The sequence below is a fragment of the Alteromonas sp. DY56-G5 genome (assembly GCF_041414725.1).
GTDB classification, from domain to species: Bacteria; Pseudomonadota; Gammaproteobacteria; order Enterobacterales; family Alteromonadaceae; genus Alteromonas; species Alteromonas macleodii.
On sequence record NZ_JANHZQ010000066.1, the window covers coordinates 1 to 15,960 of the forward strand.

The window sequence follows — 15,960 nt, forward strand, 5'->3', positions numbered from 1 at the left end:
ACCACCTCCGCAGCCATTTATTGGTGTGGTCTACAGAGGATTATGTCTTTTTAGAGGGGAAAATCCCTAGAACCCCATATTGCACAAAAAACGCCCTCTACTAACCTCTCGTCCCGCGCTGAAAAGCGCACTATTCCATCAACGCCTAAATTTTGAACCGTCAGCAGGACGCTGATGTTTACCGACAGATTGTCCTGATGGTTTGAAACGGAGGCGTCAGGGATTGTGATGCCAGGGATTCATCATTCAGCAGGGAAGTGACCAGGACAATCTGTCGGTGCTTTTTGACTTTCAGGGAGTATTTATGCAGCAGGGTTTATTCAGACAGGAAGCAGTGAGTTATCAGTTTGCCTCAGATCAGGGTGGCGCTTTTGTGCTTCCATCGTTATCCGCACGACTACTGATACTGACAATTCTGGTCTGGGTGATTGCACTGATGTGGTACCTGAACACCCAGCAGTATAAAACCTTCACCCGGGTAAACGGATGGCTGGAAACCACTTCCGGCAGCGTACGGGTTTATTCGGATAATCAGAGCGGCCGTATTAGCAGGCTCATGGTGCGAAACGGGGACATCGTAAGTGAGGGTGATCCGCTACTCCAGATTGACAGCGGGCAAACGCTCAATAACGGCGAAGCTGTGCATTCCGCCATTCTTAATGAGTATTTGTCACAGCAGTCACATCTACAGCAGCGACGGGAAGATCTGAGCACAACTCAGCGCCTGAATCAGCAGAATCTCGAACACCGCATTTCCGAACTTAAAAATGACATCTCCCGGCTGGCTGGTCTGACGGAGGTAGTAGCCCTACGGGTCAGCCTGGCCAGAGACGCAGAACGGTCGGTGAAGAAGCTCGCTGATGCCCGCCTGCTGGCGAAAAACGATCATCGAAACGCTACAGGCACCGTATTGACTCTCGAGCAGGAGCGTCTTGAGTATCAGCGTGAACATGCCGCTAAAGCCGCACAATTAAAAGAGGCGGAAAATGAACTCGCTCGCCTGCCCGCGCTTCACCGTCAGGAGCGACTGGATATTGAGCACCAGCTCAGTAACCTGAAAAATCAGATCCTGCAGTGGGACAGCCAGCATCAGCGCGTTATTACTGCCTCTGTCGGAGGACTGGTTGCCGATCTGGATACTCAGGTCGGCGAATATATTTCTTCAGCACGTCCGCTGCTTGCCATCATCCCTGAAAACCGACAGCTCCATGGCCAGCTGCTGCTTCCCGCACATACTGCCGGGCAAATCGAACCAGGCCAGTCAGTGCGCATCAAACTGGATGCCTTCCCTTATCAGCAATTTGGCGTACTCGAAGGTACTGTAAGCCGGATAGCGGATGACATCATGCCGGCAGAAACGCGCCAGCGCCAGCCTGTCGTGCTGAACGAGCCGGCCTACCTGATTGATGTAACGCTGTCGGCGCAGAGTATTGCCAATTTCGGCGAGCTGTCAGCACTGCGTAGCGGGATGACATTCAGCGCTGATGTAACAACCCGTGAAACCAGCTTCATCGACTGGCTGCTATCGCCTCTATATGCCGTAAAAGGAGCGTGGTGATGAGCACAACACTTGTCTCTTCCAACCCGTTCAACGGCTTTTCCGGTCAGCCACGTCCGCCGGTTATCTATCAGGCTGAAGCGGCAGAGTGCGGACTTGCCTGCCTGTGCATGATCCTGCAGGCACACGGTGACAAACGTTCACTGCGGGAGCTGCGTCAGCAGTACGGTTTATCAATGAAAGGCGCCACGCTGGGCGATCTGATGTCACTGGCCAGAGTGCTGTCACTGTCTACCCGTCCTTTACGCCTCGAACTCTCATCACTGGGAGAGTTACAGACCCCGTGTATCCTGCACTGGGACATGAAACATTTTGTGGTGTTATCCAGGGTGACACGGCGCGGTATTGTGATCCACGATCCTGCGCAGGGTAAGCGTACTATCAGTTTTGAGGAAGCATCGAAACACTTTACCGGCATTGCCCTTGAAGCCTGGCCGGAGCCGGATTTTGAACCGGAAAGTGGTGGACCGCTACTGAAACTCACCACGCTGTTTCACAAAATCAGTGGACTACGCCGGACACTGTTCATCACCTTTATAATCACACTGGTGATTCAGTGCTTCGCCCTGCTTTCCCCCTACTATATGCAGATTGTGGTAGATGAAGCCCTGCCCGCCGGTGCAGACGACTACCTGCTGGCTCTCACCCTCGGCTTTGGTCTGTTTCTGTGCATCGAATGCATTGCCTCTCTGCTCCGCCAGCATGTACTTCTGCACTTTACCAGCCGCCTGCAACTGCTGATGAGCGCCCGTGTGTTTGCCCACCTTCTGCGCTTACCGCTTGGCTGGTTTCACAGTCGTCATACCGGTGACATTATCTCACGGTTCGGCTCGCTGGCAGCGTTACGGGACTTTGTCAGCGCACGGTTTATCACCGTTATCATGGATGGATTGATGGCCGTAGTAACCCTGATAGTGATGTTTATCTATGCACCGGTACTCGCCAGTATTGTCCTGGGCACCGCAATTGGGTACGCCGTCTACCGGCTCATCGCTTACCAGAGCGAGCGCCCACATCATGCAGAAAAACTGGTGCAGGGTGCAAAAGAACAAAGTCATTTCATTGAATCAATCCGCGCCATTCAAACCGTTAAGCAATTTGATCAGGAAGTGAGCCGGCATGCCAGTTGGCTGAATAAACTCACCGCGTCGCTCAACGCCGACATCCATATTGGCAAATGGCGGATGCGAAACACGCTGGCAAAACAGTTTGTCAGCGGCGTCGAGAACCTGCTGGTGATTTATTTCGGTGCGTCCATGGCGATGGAGAATGCATTCACAGTAGGGATGCTCTATGCGTTTATCAGCTATAAAAATCGCTTTGTCACCGCATTCGACAGCCTGGTCTCTACAGCACTTGAATGGCGTATGCTCTCACTTCACCTCGAAAGACTGTCTGACATTGTGCTGTGTGAGCCTGTTCAGCCATTATCGCCGCAAGTTGAAAGCCAGAACGCAACACCGCCCGCACTGACCCTCAGTGAGGTGACCTTCCGCTATGATAGTCTGTCTTCTCCTGTGCTCGACAAAATTTCGTTGCATGTCGACGCCGGCGAGGTTATTGCGATTACCGGTAAGAGTGGCAGCGGAAAATCCACCTTACTCAAATGCATTACCGGTATCAATGATGTAACCAGCGGCAGTATCTCTTTTGGCGGCCATCAGGTAAGTCATGGCGCGTTAAAAGGACGGTCCGCTGCGGTTTATCAGGATGATTCGCTGCTGAGTGGTTCCATTCTGGAAAATATATCCGGATATACCGACACACCCGACATCAAACTCGCCACCGCAGCGGCGCAACTCGCCTGTATCCACCAGGAAATCATCGCTATGCCAATGCAATACCAGACACTGGTGGGTGACATGGGCAGCACCCTCAGCGGCGGACAGGTGCAACGCATAATGCTCGCCCGTGCGCTCTACCAGCAGCCGGATATTCTGTTTCTGGATGAAGCCAGCAGTCATCTGGACATGGGCAACGAAGCGCAGATTAACCACAATCTGAGACAACTTCGCATCACCCGCATCATCATCGCCCACCGGCCACAAACCATCGCGCTGGCAGATCGTGTTTTCGAGTTGCGAAACGGCAAATTACACCCTGTCGCGGGGCACGCGACACCTAACCTTTCTACCCCCAAGGAGAATCAACATGAGCAATGACCACACTATCAACGAGCGCCTCGATCAGCTGTCCCGTCGTGAACTGCAGGTCGCCTACAAAATTATGGAAGGCCTGCCAAACAAGCGTATCGCGACACAGCTTTTTATCAGCGAACGAACGGTAAAATTTCACTGTGCGAATATTTATCGCAAGCTCGACATTCGTAACCGCACCAGTCTGATGGCGTCCTATTATCGCCAGTTTCATCAGCCGTCCCTGCAGTCTGAATAACGGAATAACACCATGGGCTTTCGGATCAGAAACACCGTGACATTCGAAACCGAGCTGATGCTGGTAAACAGTCTGGTTCCTATCGCGGCGGCATCACTTTGCTGCCTGATTTATTTCGCTATCACCGGCCTGCAGCCGAACATGTGGGTCGTGGGCTTCACCTTTAATATCTGCTGGGTGCTGAGCCTCAGAGAAACTATTCTCAGCAGCTACCTGCAGGGCGTGTCGGACACTATTCAGGATTCGCCTTACCTGAAACCGAAAGTTGGCAACAACCGGACTTTCAGACAGCAGACACCCGAAGAAGAAACCGTAAACTAAATCCTGTTGCATAATTAGCAACAACACCAATGGAATGATAAACGTTCAAGGAGAACACTATGAAATCAATGACTACCACCCCTGAAGTACTTAACGAAGCATCTGTAAATGCTGTGGCTGGCGCAGACATCATCACACTGCCGTACGAACGCGATGAAAAGCCCAAGCTCATTCCGCCGCGTTATCACACGCTGGCGCTGTACGAGGAAGGTGGCGACTATCCGGAAGAATCAATCTGGTAATCGCCCAGCCGCATCGCGACGTTGGCAGCTGTCCAGAGGTCGTCGCGATGCCGTATTTTTTCAGCAGGAAACATTCCCTATGACTGACATTCTCGTTCTCGGCAGTAAAGACGATCTCCAAATCCAGCACCTGACCTCTGCACTCAGGGACGCTGGCGCCGGTCCGCTCATTGTAAACACCAACAGCTGCCCTGATTCACTTTCAGCGGTCTGTGAACCGAAAGCTGACAGCTTCGCTCTTTTGGTCGACCAAGAAGTTTTCGAAATCGATCAGTTCTGCAGTTTCTTCTGGCAGCGCTACTATCCTCCCGCCACCCGCAATGCCGTAGACAGCAAAAATGCCCTCAGTTCCCTCTCCCCGCTCTTCTACCATCGCACTGAACACTGGTTCAATCCGCTACCGGCCGTTCGCTTTCATCAGGCAAAACCGGTACAGCTCCGGGAGGCGTTTCAACTTGGTGCGATGATCCCGGAGACTCTGATCAGTAATGACATGGTTCGCCTGCAGCATTTCTGTCAGCGTCATGAGCGTGCCATCATCAAACCAGTTTTCGGCGGGTCGCACACCGTATTAATCAACCGGGATAACCCGGCAGCGCAACTATCAGTATCGTCGGAGCGTCTGCCGGTAACCGTGCAGGAATGTATTGAAGGCGACGATGTCAGAACCTTCGTCATCGGGTCCCGTGTTTTCGCGGCGGCCATTTATTCAGACCAGCCTGACTACCGTATTGATGAGATGGCTTATGCCGAAGCCATTGTGATACCGCAGGATGTTGAAGCGCTGTGCGTGGCAATTTGTCTGCAGTTCGGCATGAAATGGTGCGCCATCGACTGGCGGCGCAACAGCAAGGGAGAATTCATTTTTCTGGAGGCGAATCCGGCCCCCATGTTCTGTCGCTTCGAGGCAGAAACCGGCTTGCCGATTACCGAGACTCTGGTACAGGCGCTGATTAACTGTGACTGACCCACCAGCTTTCACCTGATCCCGAAGTTCACTCAATCGGGGGCAATTTAGCGAAGCCGGTGTTTAATATATGAACATTTTTGGTGCATAACTAGTACAGACGTACCATTTTAGTGCTTTTATTTTAACCAGAAACCAGGGGGACATCGCCGCTTTCGATGATCTGAACGGCCATATTCACAATCATTTTGATAACCGGTTCGCAGGCATAAGCGTCCGATTTCTGATAGCCAATAAACATGGTGTGACCTTCAATCGTGGCAGAAATAAACAACGCAATCAGTCGCCCCTGCTCGACAGTTAAATCCGGATTCATCTGTAGCGAAATGTCCTGGTAAACCTTGCGATAAACTTCGTACATGTGTTCCATCAGTTTATTGATGTGATCATCATGATTCGACAGCGACCATATCTCCGGGAAGAAAATTGTTGTCTCTCTGGTCTGCAAATCCCGGGTGACAAATTCGATCACATTCTGCAGGCATTCTTTAGGTGATGAAGCCTCTTTTTTAAGCTCTTCCAAACGAAGTAAGTAAACACTAATCACATGATCGAGCATGGCTGCCACCAGCTCATCGCGGGTAGCAAAATGGTGCTGAAGATTACCAGCAGAGATACCAACACGTTTCGCTACTTTACGAATGGAAAAGTTATGGTAGCCCTCTTCAATCAGCAGATTTCTCGCTTCCACCAGGATCTGTTTCTGACGCTCCAGACCGGCTTTATATGGCCCGCGTTTTCCCCCTGTTTCACTCTGCTCACTGAGTCTGTTTGGTGACAAGCCGAACTCCTGAATTCCTGAAAAATACCATGTTAAGTATACGTTAATAACTGCCATGAACCTAACGGGATTAAATCCAAAATAGTTCACCTGTACTAGTTTTGGCGCAAATGTTGCTCTTGTCCACTCAGGACACACAAAAACAATTATTTTTTTGCGACTGAGGGAAACCACATGAAAAAGAGCAAAATTGCTTTTGCAGTGGCACTGATGGTGAGCGGCCATTCAGTATCATACGCACAACAAGTGTTTGAAGAAATTAGTGTTGTTGCACAAAAGCGTGAACAGAGTGTCCAGGATGTTGGTATCGCGATTACTGCGCTTACCGGTGACCAGCTTGAAGCGCTGGGTTTTGAGAACGCCCAGCAGGTTACAGCCATGGCTCCGGGTGTACAAACTGTGCAGCCCAACGGCGAGGCAAACTACTCGGTAGGCATACGTGGCGTAACTAACTCGGATTTCACCACTAACGTGGAAAGCCCGGTAGCGCTTTACGTGGATGAAGTGTACATCAGCCAGATGTCCGGCGCAGGTTTCAGCCTGTTCGATGTAGAACGGGTAGAAATTCTCCGCGGCCCGCAGGGCACGCTGTTTGGACGTAACGCCACAGGTGGCCTGGTGCACTTCATCACCCGCAAGCCGACTCAGGATTTTGATGCCTACGCCAAAGTGACCCTCGGCGACTATTCACAGAAAAAATTTGAAGGCGCAGTGGGTGGCGGTCTTACCGATACGCTGGCCGCCCGGGTATCGGTCAATATCAACAAAGCTGACGGCTACGTGGAGAACCGCTATACCGGCAACGATCTGAATAACGCCGATGATAAAACCGTGCGCGCTCAGTTACTGTTCACACCAACGGATAACTTCGATGCGCTGCTCAACGTTCGTTACAGTAAGCAGGATATTGATACCGGCTTTTTTGAAAACGTGAGTTCAATTCGTGCTGGCGAACTTACACCTACCGAAATGAATCCGATTCTGGAATACATCGACAACGACGGCGATGTATATGCCGGTGACTATGACGATCCGGGCTTCAACGAACTGGAAACCAAGGGCGCAACGGCCACGCTGAACTGGCAGATTAACGACGACCTGAAACTGGTGTCCATCACTGACTTTTCCACCGTTGAGCGGACCTACATTGAAGACAGCGACGCGTCGCCGGTATCGTTCTTCAACTTCTTCCTCACCACTGATGCTGAGCAGTTTTCCCAGGAACTCAGGCTGGAAGGGTCTGTTGGCGATCTGCTCTGGGTAGCCGGCGCTTATTATCTGGATCTGGACATCAACGATTCCAACGGTGCCATTTCTGAGCCACTGATTGGCGGTGGCGGTGTCACTGCTGCTGGCAGTGAAGGCGGTTTGTACAATCCGTACCAGTCAGACCTCACCTCTACCTCAGTATTCGCGCAGATTGAATATCCGCTGGCCGATGATCTGACGATGATTGCGGGATTACGTGTGATCCATGACGAGAAAGACTTTGATTTCTCTGTAACAGCCATGGAGTTCCTCGACCCATCTTCGGAGCCGGGATTTGCCGATGCCGACAATATGGTACTGCAAGGCGTTCTCGGCGAGTACACCGCCAGCCGTGAAGATACCGAAGTGGCAGGACGCTTGCAGCTTAACTGGACGCCCACCAAGGACGTGCTGACCTACATCAGTTACAACCGCGGGGTGAAAGGTGGCGGCTACAACGCACCAATCTTTCCGCTGGCCCCCCCCAACGACTACAACGATGCCACGCTCTCTTTCGATCCTGAACATCTGGATGCCTACGAAATCGGCGTGAAAACCCGCCTCGGAGACTACGGCCGGTTGAATGCAGCAGCGTATTACTACGATTACAGCAACTATCAGGTGTTCAACATTATTGGCCTGGACACCATCACCATTAACTCACCGGACGCCTCGGCAAACGGCTTCGAAGTGGAATATCAGGGTCACCTCGGTGACAACTGGGATGTGATGCTGGGTGCCGCCTATAACGATGCGGAAGCCGAATTGGCTGATGGCTCAAAGTCCCGTCCGGTACAGTCGCCGGAATGGAACTACAACGGTCTGGTCCGTTACAACATGGAGCTTGATGCAGGTTACCTCGCTTTTCAGGCTGACTTTGTCTTCCGTGACGACGTGAAATTCGCCCTCTCTGATGCCGAAACCGTGCAGCAGGACGCCTACACCGTTTACAACGCTAAGGTGACTTACACCTCTGCGGACGATACCTGGCAGCTTAGTGCCTTCGTGGACAATCTGGGAGACGAAGAATACATCGTACAGGCTTTCGACCTCTCTGGTATGGACGTGTTTGGCCTCACCGAACAGTACTACGGCAAACCCAGATGGTGGGGCGTGTCATTTAAATACTCGTGGTTCTGACAAGCCCGCGACTTCATTTCTTAAACTCAACATTACAGGGAATACAGAACATGCAAAAAAAGATGCTTAAGGCATTACCCGCGTTACTGATGGCGTGCGTCGGTTTGCCTGCCATGGCGGAACTTGAGCCGGAACCTATTCCGTCGGTAGCGACCCTGCCGTCGACTTACCCGGACTCGTGGATTTTTGCCCACGATGTGAATTTTAACGCGATGATCGCAGGCCGTGTGGTAATTGTCGATGTGGCCGCAGACACCAAAGAATACAAAGGCTTTGTAGACGCATCGATGATGGCGAACTTTGTGGAATCGAAAGAAAAACCACTGCTTTATGTTGCGGAATCCTTTTATTCGCGGGGCACCAGCGGTGAGCGCACTGACGTGATTTCGATTTACGACAAAGCCACGCTGAAAAAAACCAAAGAAGTCATTCTGCCGAACAAAAACCGCGCCCAAATCGTTGCCAGCAAATACATGCTGAAACTGGTGAATGACGACAAGTACCTGCTGATCCTGGCGTTCACACCGGCGGCTTCGGTCATCATCATGGATACCGACAGCGGTGAACTGATGAATGAAATCAGCATTGCCGGTTGTAACCTGATTTATCCTGCCGGCGATCATGGCTTTGCTTCACTGTGCGGCAACGGCGGTATGAAAACCATCGCCTTTGACGACAGCGGTCAGGAAACCAAACGCACCGACATTCCTCCGTTTTTCAGCGTGGACGATGACCCGCTGTTCGACAAGCCGGTGTACATCGGTGATACCGCGTACTTCTTCTCTTACCACAGCAAAGTACAGCCGGTAGATCTGACCACGCCTGACGCCAAACTGTTACCGGTATGGTCACTGGTCAGCGAGGAAGATGCCAAAGACAACTGGTGTCCAGGCGGCTGGCAGTTTGCCACCTCCGACGACAGCAAACTGCTGTACGTGGTGATGCACAAGAACGGTTATAACGGCAGTCATAAGTTCGGAGGTGAGGAAATCTGGGTGTACGACACCACCACACAAAAACGCACAAAGCGCATCGAGCTGAAGAAAAATGCGTTCTCCATTGAACTGACCCGTGGCGACAATCCGCTGCTGGTAGTGACCAACACCGAAATGGGTCTGGATGTGTACAACACCGATGGTGAATACCAGCGCTTTATCACCGTTGGCGATTCCACCATGCCTATTGTGCTGCACAAAGGGAGATGAGCATGCTGAGTTCACTTCTGCAGGTTGTGCACATTGGCGTACTGGGGTTTCTGCTCTCCCTCGTACTTGCCAGTGCCAGTCACAAACTTCGCGCCCCCGGACAGTTCCGTCAGGCACTGGTGGGTTACGAGATGTTGCCAGGCAACCTGGCGCTGACCCTCGCGGGCATCGTGCCCTTCTTAGAAATCAGTGTCATTTCGGTTGCACTAGTTGCCTTTGCTTTACAGGCAACGGCGGTGACGACGCTGCTGCTTGGCGGCCTGCTGCTGACCTATGCCGCGTTTCTGGGCTTTGCCATGCTCACGGGTCGCTCTCTTGCCGATTGTGGCTGCTCGCTGAATGGCGGTGAAGCCAGCGTGAAACCGGCGATTCTGGTCATGCGTAATCTGGCGCTGCTGGCACTGGTGGCAGTATTTCACCTCACTCAACAAGCGAGCACAGGTACGCTGTCAGAATGGCTGATGGGCATCACTTTCTCACTGTTACTTTTTATCACATACAGCAGCATCGATGGCTTGCTGGAAAACCACGCTTTACTGAAAAACCTGAGGTTACGTCATGACTAATTTACTCATCGCTTCAAACGTTATTTTATGGATTGCCGTTATTGTGCTGGCAACGATGGTGTTTGCTCTGGTTCGTCAGATTGGCGTGCTTTACGAGCGTGTTGCACCAGCAGGGGCACTGTCTATTAACAAACAGCTTAAGGTAGGTCAGGATGCACCGGAACTGGATGTCATCAATCTGAAGAATCAACAGACGCTGCACATCGGCGGTAAATCACCGGTGGAAAAATGTCAGTTGCTGTTCTTCGTTTCCCCCACCTGCCCCATGTGTAAATCACTCATTGGCGTAGCTAAATCAATTGCCAAAGAAGAACAGAGCTGGGTGGATCTGGTGTTCGCTTCTGACGGTTCTTCCACAGAGATGGATACCTTCATTGCTGTGCAGAAACTCGAGCAGTCCAACTTTGTTAATTCTGAACTTGTCGGCAAAAGCTTCGGCGTGGCGAAACTGCCCTATGCCGTGCTGATTGATGAAAAAGGCACGCTGCAGGCCATGGGTATTGTGAATTCCCGTGAGCACATCGAAAGCCTGTTCAATGTGAAAGAGACTGGCTATGCAAGTCTTCAGGAATACATGCAGAAGAACTACGCGTAAGGAGCAAACTGATGAAATTTCTCGATAAACTCATGGAGCGTGGCTCCCGCAAGGTGGCGCAGAATACGTCGCGCCGACACCTGCTGACCAATATTTCCAAACTCATGGTGGGCGCGGCTGCGATTCCTCTGCTGCCTGTTGCCCGGGCCTCCGAATCATCCGGCGCGTATCCTGGTGTGGGCTCTCAGGTGTCCAATCTGGACGGTGATCCCGGCGATCCTACCAGTTGTGATTACTGGCGTTACTGTGCCATCGACGGCTTCCTGTGTTCATGCTGTGGTGGCACGGCATCGAGTTGTCCGCCGGGCACCGAAATGTCGCCCATCACCTGGATTGGCACTTGTCGCAACCCTGCAGACGGTAAGGATTACATTATTTCGTACAACGACTGTTGCGGTAAAACCAGCTGTGGTCGCTGCTTATGTAATCGCAACGAAAACGACAAACCGGTATACCGCCCGCAATCTAACAACGACATCAACTGGTGCCTGGGTACCAGCAGTAATGTGTACACCTGCTCTACCGGCGTGGTGTTGGGGGTGGCCGTTGATGCGTAAGATACGCTCTATTGCCATGGCTGCGCTCTGCGCAGCCATGGGACTAAACACTACCGCCAGCCTTGCTGAAGGAAGAGACGGCAAAACCGTATTTACTACCTGCGCTGCCTGTCATCTTGCCACTGGAGAAGGGCTACCCGGCGCATTTCCGCCACTGGTTAACCTACCTGCAACTTTCGAGAAAGAAGGCGGAAAGGAATATCTCATCAGTGTGGTGCTACAAGGGCTTAACGGGCCAATTAAATCGCAGGGACAAACGTACGCCGGATTTATGCAGGCGTTTGCTCCTACTCTGAGTGACGATGAAGTTGCCGGCGTTCTGAGTTACGTACTCACGGGCATTGCAAAATCGCCACTTGCAGAAGCGACGCCAGTTAGCGCTGAAGACGTGGCTGCAGTACGCAAGAAAATAGCAGACAAATCACTGCCTTCAAGCCATGCACTTCGCCAGCAGTTAGACGACTGAACCACAGTATTAAAGGGATGAGCTATGGGGAATGTAACCAAACTTTCGATGCTGGGCCTGGGCCTACTCCTACTTACGGGCGCATTGCAGTCTGCCAGCGCCAAAGGCCTTACCCGGGCGCAGACCAATTACATGCTGCAATGTCAGGGATGCCACAAAGCCAGTGGATCAGGCATGCCACCGCAAACGCCGGATTTTCATGAGCATGGAGATGCATTTATGCATTCCGAAGCGGGAAGACGTTATTGGATAAGTGTACCAGGCGCAGCCAACTCCCCACTCACCGATGGAGCACTTGCAGATGTGCTTAATTATATCGCCAACGATATTGTGAAAGTCGACAATCACACCGCATTTACCGCAGAAGAAGTACGCGCCCATCGTGGAGAGAAAATGACGAATGTGTATGAAGTCAGGCAAAACCTTGTTGATAGCTTAGCGGCTACGCAGGCACCGCTTTCTTCGACTGTTCGTGAAAAGAATGAATCCCCCGGAGGATGAACTCCGTTGGCTCTGTCCGTTATCCGTTGCGGACAGGGTCTTTTTTCCGGGTTAGCTACTAACGTGTTGAAAACAAAAAAGGCAGCAGGACGTGAGTCTCTGCTGCCTTCTTATCATGAGCGTATGCCTTACAGAATAAAGCGGCTCAGATCTTCATTGTCCACCAGCGTTTCGAGGTGCGAATCCACGTAGGCTTTGTCGATAACAAAGGTTTGTCCTGACTTCTCAGAAGCGTCGAAAGAGATATCTTCCATCAGGCGCTCAAGCACAGTGTGCAGACGACGGGCACCGATGTTCTCCAGCTTCTCGTTCACCTGCCATGCCGCCTCGGCAATGCGCTGAATACCTGATTCCTCGAATTCAATGGTCACGCCTTCGGTAGCCATCAGTGCACGATACTGTTCAGTCAGTGCAGATTTTGGCTCAGTCAGAATGCGAACGAAGTCTTCCACTTTAAGCGCTGACAGCTCAACGCGGATAGGCAGACGCCCCTGCAGTTCCGGGATCAGATCTGAAGGCTTACTCATCTGGAATGCACCAGACGCGATAAACAGCATGTGGTCGGTCTTCACCATACCATGCTTGGTAGAGACGGTAGAGCCTTCCACCAGCGGCAGCAGGTCGCGCTGAACACCTTCACGGGATACGTCCGCAGAGTTGTTGCCTTCACGCTTACAAATCTTGTCGATTTCGTCGATGAACACGATACCGTGTTGCTCAACTGCTTCGATGGCTTTTTCTTTCAGATCTTCCTGGTTTACCAGGCGCGCTGCTTCTTCCTCGATGAGCATTTTCAGCGCATCTTTGATTTTCAGTTTTTTCTTTTTCTTCTGCGAGTCAGAGTTCAGGTTCTGGAACATGGACTGCAGCTGATTGGTCATGTCTTCCATACCAGGAGGCGCCATGATCTCCACGCCCATTTGCGGCAGTGCCACGTCAATCTCGATTTCTTTGTCGTCCAGCTGTCCTTCACGCAGCTTCTTGCGGAATGCCTGACGGGTACCACGGTCCTCAACTTCTTCCTTTTTGCCCCATGGATCTTCCGGTGGTGGCAACAGGGCATCGAGAATGCGCTCTTCCGCCGCTTCTTCAGCGCGGAATTTCACCTTAGTCATTTCCTGCTCTTTGGTGAGCTTTACGGCAATATCAGTCAGGTCGCGGATAATGGTTTCCACTTCTTTACCCACATAACCTACTTCTGTGAACTTGGTCGCTTCCACCTTGATGAAAGGTGCGTTCGCCAGCTTCGCCAGGCGGCGGGCAATTTCCGTTTTACCCACACCGGTAGGACCAATCATCAGAATATTTTTAGGCGTAACTTCTACGCGCAGCTCTTCTGGCAGCTGCATTCGACGCCAGCGGTTACGCAGTGCAATAGACACAGCACGCTTGGCATCCTGCTGACCGATAATGTGACGGTCGAGCTCATGAACAATTTCTCTGGGTGTCATTTCAGACATAATAAACCTTCTCTTACTTATGCCGCCCCGTGGCGCTAATCAGGCCCGTGCGCATGGTCGCGTACGAACCTGTGAATATTAATAATCCAGTACTTCAACCGTCTGGTGATGATTGGTAAATACGCAGATATCACCGGCGATGGTCAGACTTTTTTCAGCAATGTCTTTCGCGGATAAATCGGTATTCGCCAGCAGCGCCGTGGCAGCTGCCTGCGCGTAGTTCCCGCCTGAACCGATGGCAATTAAATCGTTCTCTGGCTGCACCACATCACCGTTACCAGTAATGATAAACGAAGCCGTTTCATCGGCCACTGCCAGCAGCGCTTCCAGTTTGCGCAGCGCCCGGTCTGTACGCCAATCTTTGGCCAGTTCTACCGCGGCGCGGGTGAGATGGCCCTGATGCATTTCCAGCTTGGATTCAAAACGCTCGAATAATGTAAACGCATCAGCAGTACCGCCCGCAAAACCGGCCAGCACTTTGTTGTGATACAGGCGACGCACTTTTTTCGCGTTACCTTTCATTACGGTGTTACCCAGAGAAACCTGTCCGTCCCCGGCAATTACGACCTGATTGTCGCGTCTTACAGATACAATAGTAGTCACTACACTTCCCCATGTTTCGGGTGTCGCTGGCCGTCGCGCACAGCAAATTAATTTCAATGAAGAGATAAGTGGGGGAAGACATTATTTTTTCAAGGGAGAAACTGCGAACAGCGAGGTGTTGTGAACTCTTCTGGCCTGGAGCGGCATTGTCCACGAGTTCACAATTTGGCGAAGGTGAAATGAGAACCTTGAGCGTAGGAATTGTGGAAACCCTGGTACAGAACCGTCAACCGCAGGGAAGCGGCTGCCGAGCGCGATTGTGAGCCCACGGACGAACGAAAGTCAGGCCCGCAGACAAAGAAAGAAAAGCCATTCCAAACCGTCAGCAGCAGGGATGCTGCTGCCGAGCGTGGTCGTGAGTTTGCGGACGGGTAGTAGGGCTCACGGAAAAAGCTAAGAACCTTGAGCGCAGGGGTTGTAGAAATTCTGGGACAGAACCGACAGCCGCAGGGAAGCGGCTGCCGAGCAAGGTTGTGAGCCCACGGACGAACGACAGTCAGGCCCGCAGACAAAGAAAGGAAAGCCATTCCAAACCGTCAGCAGCAGGGATGCTGCTGCCGAGCCCACATGGATGTGTTTACGGCGTGTTTGGAATGGCTTTTCTGACTTTGGCGAAAGGGCCTGACGACCTACAAGTTCCAGGTGAGGATCATGCAGGTGGTGATGTTCACTTTTCTGAGGCTGTGTTTGGCTCGTTCTGCATCACGTTTAGTTTGCAGTGGTCCCATAATCACGCGGAACCATTCGCCATTTGAGCCAGTGGTGGCACGAACCTGCGCTTCCAGGCCCTGGAAGGCAATTTTCGCTTTCATTTCTTCGGCTTGAGAACGGGTACGGAATGAGCCACATTGCAGCAAGTAAAGTTTGTCCGATTTCTGCTGTTCCGCGACTTCTACTTCCACTTCGTAGCCAGGCAAACTCTTAATGTAATCCCACTCTTCTTTTGGTACTTCTGGCAGTTCGTCTTCTTCCACGATTTGCGGCAACTGCTCCATGGTCGAATCAGCCGTTTCGTCCACGTTATCTTTAATTGAAAACAGAAAATAAATCAGTGCAAGAATGGCAATAATCACCACCACCAGGCGCATCCAGATCTTGGTTCTGTTCTGCTCTGGGGCTGGCGGCTTCCGCTTATTGTTATTTTTGTCCTGGACAATATCTTTGCCCAATGGCCAGGTGAAAATAACGGCTATTTGCATTCTAAGGTTGGAAATCAGCTTTTCTGCCAAGGCAATGAAAAGGCTCAGTTGGTTGGAAGCTAAAGTATGAGGGGCTGCATTGTACGTTTTTCGGACCTTGAGACTATAAATTTCCCACCCTATTGATCAGTAGATTTACATTAAAATCATATACACA

At 51.7% G+C, this 15,960-nt stretch carries 17 protein-coding genes; 13 read left to right on the top strand and 4 right to left on the bottom strand.

Going from position 1 to position 15,960, the window contains the following annotated elements; all coding sequences use genetic code 11:
• Window positions 1-304: 304 nt before the first annotated feature.
• From NO989_RS20225 to NO989_RS20250, 6 genes are all read left to right on the top strand, one after another.
• Entirely contained in the window at window positions 305-1,558 is a 1,254-nt protein-coding gene (locus NO989_RS20225; protein WP_300433601.1) for an HlyD family secretion protein, read from the top strand.
• Window positions 1,558-3,720 carry a peptidase domain-containing ABC transporter gene (locus tag NO989_RS20230; protein ID WP_300433602.1) on the top strand — a complete coding sequence of 721 codons (2,163 nt, stop codon included), beginning with the start codon at window positions 1,558-1,560 and terminating at the stop codon, window positions 3,718-3,720. The genes NO989_RS20225 and NO989_RS20230 overlap by 1 nt, the downstream gene beginning before the upstream one ends.
• Complete coding sequence (locus NO989_RS20235; RefSeq protein WP_300433603.1) at window positions 3,710-3,952, top strand: helix-turn-helix transcriptional regulator; 243 nt, start codon at window positions 3,710-3,712, stop codon at window positions 3,950-3,952. The genes NO989_RS20230 and NO989_RS20235 overlap by 11 nt, the downstream gene beginning before the upstream one ends.
• A gap of 12 nt (window positions 3,953-3,964) precedes the next feature.
• Window positions 3,965-4,273, top strand: a complete 309-nt coding sequence (locus tag NO989_RS20240; protein ID WP_371343095.1) for a hypothetical protein — start codon at window positions 3,965-3,967, stop codon at window positions 4,271-4,273.
• A gap of 59 nt (window positions 4,274-4,332) precedes the next feature.
• Window positions 4,333-4,515 carry a hypothetical protein gene (locus tag NO989_RS20245; protein WP_300433605.1) on the top strand — a complete coding sequence of 61 codons (183 nt, stop codon included), beginning with the start codon at window positions 4,333-4,335 and terminating at the stop codon, window positions 4,513-4,515.
• 79 nt (window positions 4,516-4,594) lie between these two features.
• Window positions 4,595-5,482: a hypothetical protein gene (locus NO989_RS20250; RefSeq protein ID WP_300433606.1), complete on the top strand. Its 888-nt coding sequence runs from the start codon at window positions 4,595-4,597 to the stop codon at window positions 5,480-5,482.
• A gap of 124 nt (window positions 5,483-5,606) precedes the next feature.
• Here the strand turns inward: NO989_RS20250 and NO989_RS20255 are convergent, their stop codons facing one another.
• On the bottom strand, window positions 5,607-6,263 hold the full coding sequence (locus tag NO989_RS20255) for a TetR/AcrR family transcriptional regulator (protein ID WP_371343096.1): 657 nt from the start codon (window positions 6,261-6,263) through the stop codon (window positions 5,607-5,609).
• Window positions 6,264-6,437: 174 nt separating this feature from the next.
• Here NO989_RS20255 and NO989_RS20260 point away from each other — a divergent pair, with 174 nt between their 5' ends.
• The 7 genes from NO989_RS20260 to NO989_RS20290 are packed head-to-tail and all read left to right on the top strand — an operon-like array spanning window position 6,438 to window position 12,541.
• On the top strand, window positions 6,438-8,651 hold the full coding sequence (locus NO989_RS20260; RefSeq protein ID WP_371343097.1) for a TonB-dependent receptor: 2,214 nt from the start codon (window positions 6,438-6,440) through the stop codon (window positions 8,649-8,651).
• 50 nt (window positions 8,652-8,701) lie between these two features.
• The gene (locus NO989_RS20265; RefSeq protein WP_371343098.1) at window positions 8,702-9,856 is read left to right on the top strand and encodes an amine dehydrogenase large subunit; all 1,155 of its coding nucleotides are present in this window, start codon (window positions 8,702-8,704) and stop codon (window positions 9,854-9,856) included.
• A gap of 2 nt (window positions 9,857-9,858) precedes the next feature.
• The gene (locus NO989_RS20270; RefSeq protein ID WP_371343099.1) at window positions 9,859-10,422 is read left to right on the top strand and encodes a MauE/DoxX family redox-associated membrane protein; all 564 of its coding nucleotides are present in this window, start codon (window positions 9,859-9,861) and stop codon (window positions 10,420-10,422) included.
• Complete coding sequence (locus NO989_RS20275) at window positions 10,415-11,017, top strand: methylamine dehydrogenase (protein ID WP_371343100.1); 603 nt, start codon at window positions 10,415-10,417, stop codon at window positions 11,015-11,017. Before NO989_RS20270 ends, NO989_RS20275 begins: the two co-directional genes overlap by 8 nt.
• A gap of 11 nt (window positions 11,018-11,028) precedes the next feature.
• Entirely contained in the window at window positions 11,029-11,574 is a 546-nt protein-coding gene (locus NO989_RS20280) for a methylamine dehydrogenase light chain (protein ID WP_371343101.1), read from the top strand.
• Window positions 11,567-12,040, top strand: a complete 474-nt coding sequence (locus NO989_RS20285) for a cytochrome c (RefSeq protein WP_371343102.1) — start codon at window positions 11,567-11,569, stop codon at window positions 12,038-12,040. The genes NO989_RS20280 and NO989_RS20285 overlap by 8 nt, the downstream gene beginning before the upstream one ends.
• 24 nt (window positions 12,041-12,064) lie before the next feature.
• Window positions 12,065-12,541: a hypothetical protein gene (locus tag NO989_RS20290; protein WP_371343103.1), complete on the top strand. Its 477-nt coding sequence runs from the start codon at window positions 12,065-12,067 to the stop codon at window positions 12,539-12,541.
• Between the two features lie 128 nt (window positions 12,542-12,669).
• On the opposite strand, the gene hslU is transcribed toward NO989_RS20290, so the two are convergent.
• The 3 genes from hslU to NO989_RS20305 all read right to left on the bottom strand — a co-directional run bounded on the left by hslU (window position 12,670) and on the right by NO989_RS20305 (window position 15,833).
• Window positions 12,670-14,001, bottom strand: a complete 1,332-nt coding sequence (gene hslU, locus NO989_RS20295; protein ID WP_371343104.1) for an HslU--HslV peptidase ATPase subunit — start codon at window positions 13,999-14,001, stop codon at window positions 12,670-12,672.
• Between the two features lie 78 nt (window positions 14,002-14,079).
• On the bottom strand, window positions 14,080-14,604 hold the full coding sequence (hslV, locus tag NO989_RS20300; RefSeq protein WP_070126231.1) for an ATP-dependent protease subunit HslV: 525 nt from the start codon (window positions 14,602-14,604) through the stop codon (window positions 14,080-14,082).
• A gap of 629 nt (window positions 14,605-15,233) precedes the next feature.
• On the bottom strand, window positions 15,234-15,833 hold the full coding sequence (locus NO989_RS20305; RefSeq protein ID WP_371343105.1) for an SPOR domain-containing protein: 600 nt from the start codon (window positions 15,831-15,833) through the stop codon (window positions 15,234-15,236).
• Window positions 15,834-15,960: the final 127 nt, after the last annotated feature.

Coding starts and splice junctions, on each gene's coding strand:
- NO989_RS20270 (WP_371343099.1), top strand. CDS start 9,859: ATGCTGAGTTCACTTCTGCAGGTTGTGCACATTGGCGTACTGGGGTTT.
- NO989_RS20240 (WP_371343095.1), top strand. CDS start 3,965: ATGGGCTTTCGGATCAGAAACACCGTGACATTCGAAACCGAGCTGATG.
- hslU (WP_371343104.1), bottom strand. CDS start 14,001: ATGTCTGAAATGACACCCAGAGAAATTGTTCATGAGCTCGACCGTCAC.
- NO989_RS20290 (WP_371343103.1), top strand. CDS start 12,065: ATGGGGAATGTAACCAAACTTTCGATGCTGGGCCTGGGCCTACTCCTA.
- NO989_RS20235 (WP_300433603.1), top strand. CDS start 3,710: ATGAGCAATGACCACACTATCAACGAGCGCCTCGATCAGCTGTCCCGT.
- NO989_RS20280 (WP_371343101.1), top strand. CDS start 11,029: ATGAAATTTCTCGATAAACTCATGGAGCGTGGCTCCCGCAAGGTGGCG.
- NO989_RS20245 (WP_300433605.1), top strand. CDS start 4,333: ATGAAATCAATGACTACCACCCCTGAAGTACTTAACGAAGCATCTGTA.
- NO989_RS20230 (WP_300433602.1), top strand. CDS start 1,558: ATGAGCACAACACTTGTCTCTTCCAACCCGTTCAACGGCTTTTCCGGT.
- NO989_RS20285 (WP_371343102.1), top strand. CDS start 11,567: ATGCGTAAGATACGCTCTATTGCCATGGCTGCGCTCTGCGCAGCCATG.
- NO989_RS20225 (WP_300433601.1), top strand. CDS start 305: ATGCAGCAGGGTTTATTCAGACAGGAAGCAGTGAGTTATCAGTTTGCC.
- NO989_RS20250 (WP_300433606.1), top strand. CDS start 4,595: ATGACTGACATTCTCGTTCTCGGCAGTAAAGACGATCTCCAAATCCAG.
- NO989_RS20265 (WP_371343098.1), top strand. CDS start 8,702: ATGCAAAAAAAGATGCTTAAGGCATTACCCGCGTTACTGATGGCGTGC.
- NO989_RS20275 (WP_371343100.1), top strand. CDS start 10,415: ATGACTAATTTACTCATCGCTTCAAACGTTATTTTATGGATTGCCGTT.
- NO989_RS20260 (WP_371343097.1), top strand. CDS start 6,438: ATGAAAAAGAGCAAAATTGCTTTTGCAGTGGCACTGATGGTGAGCGGC.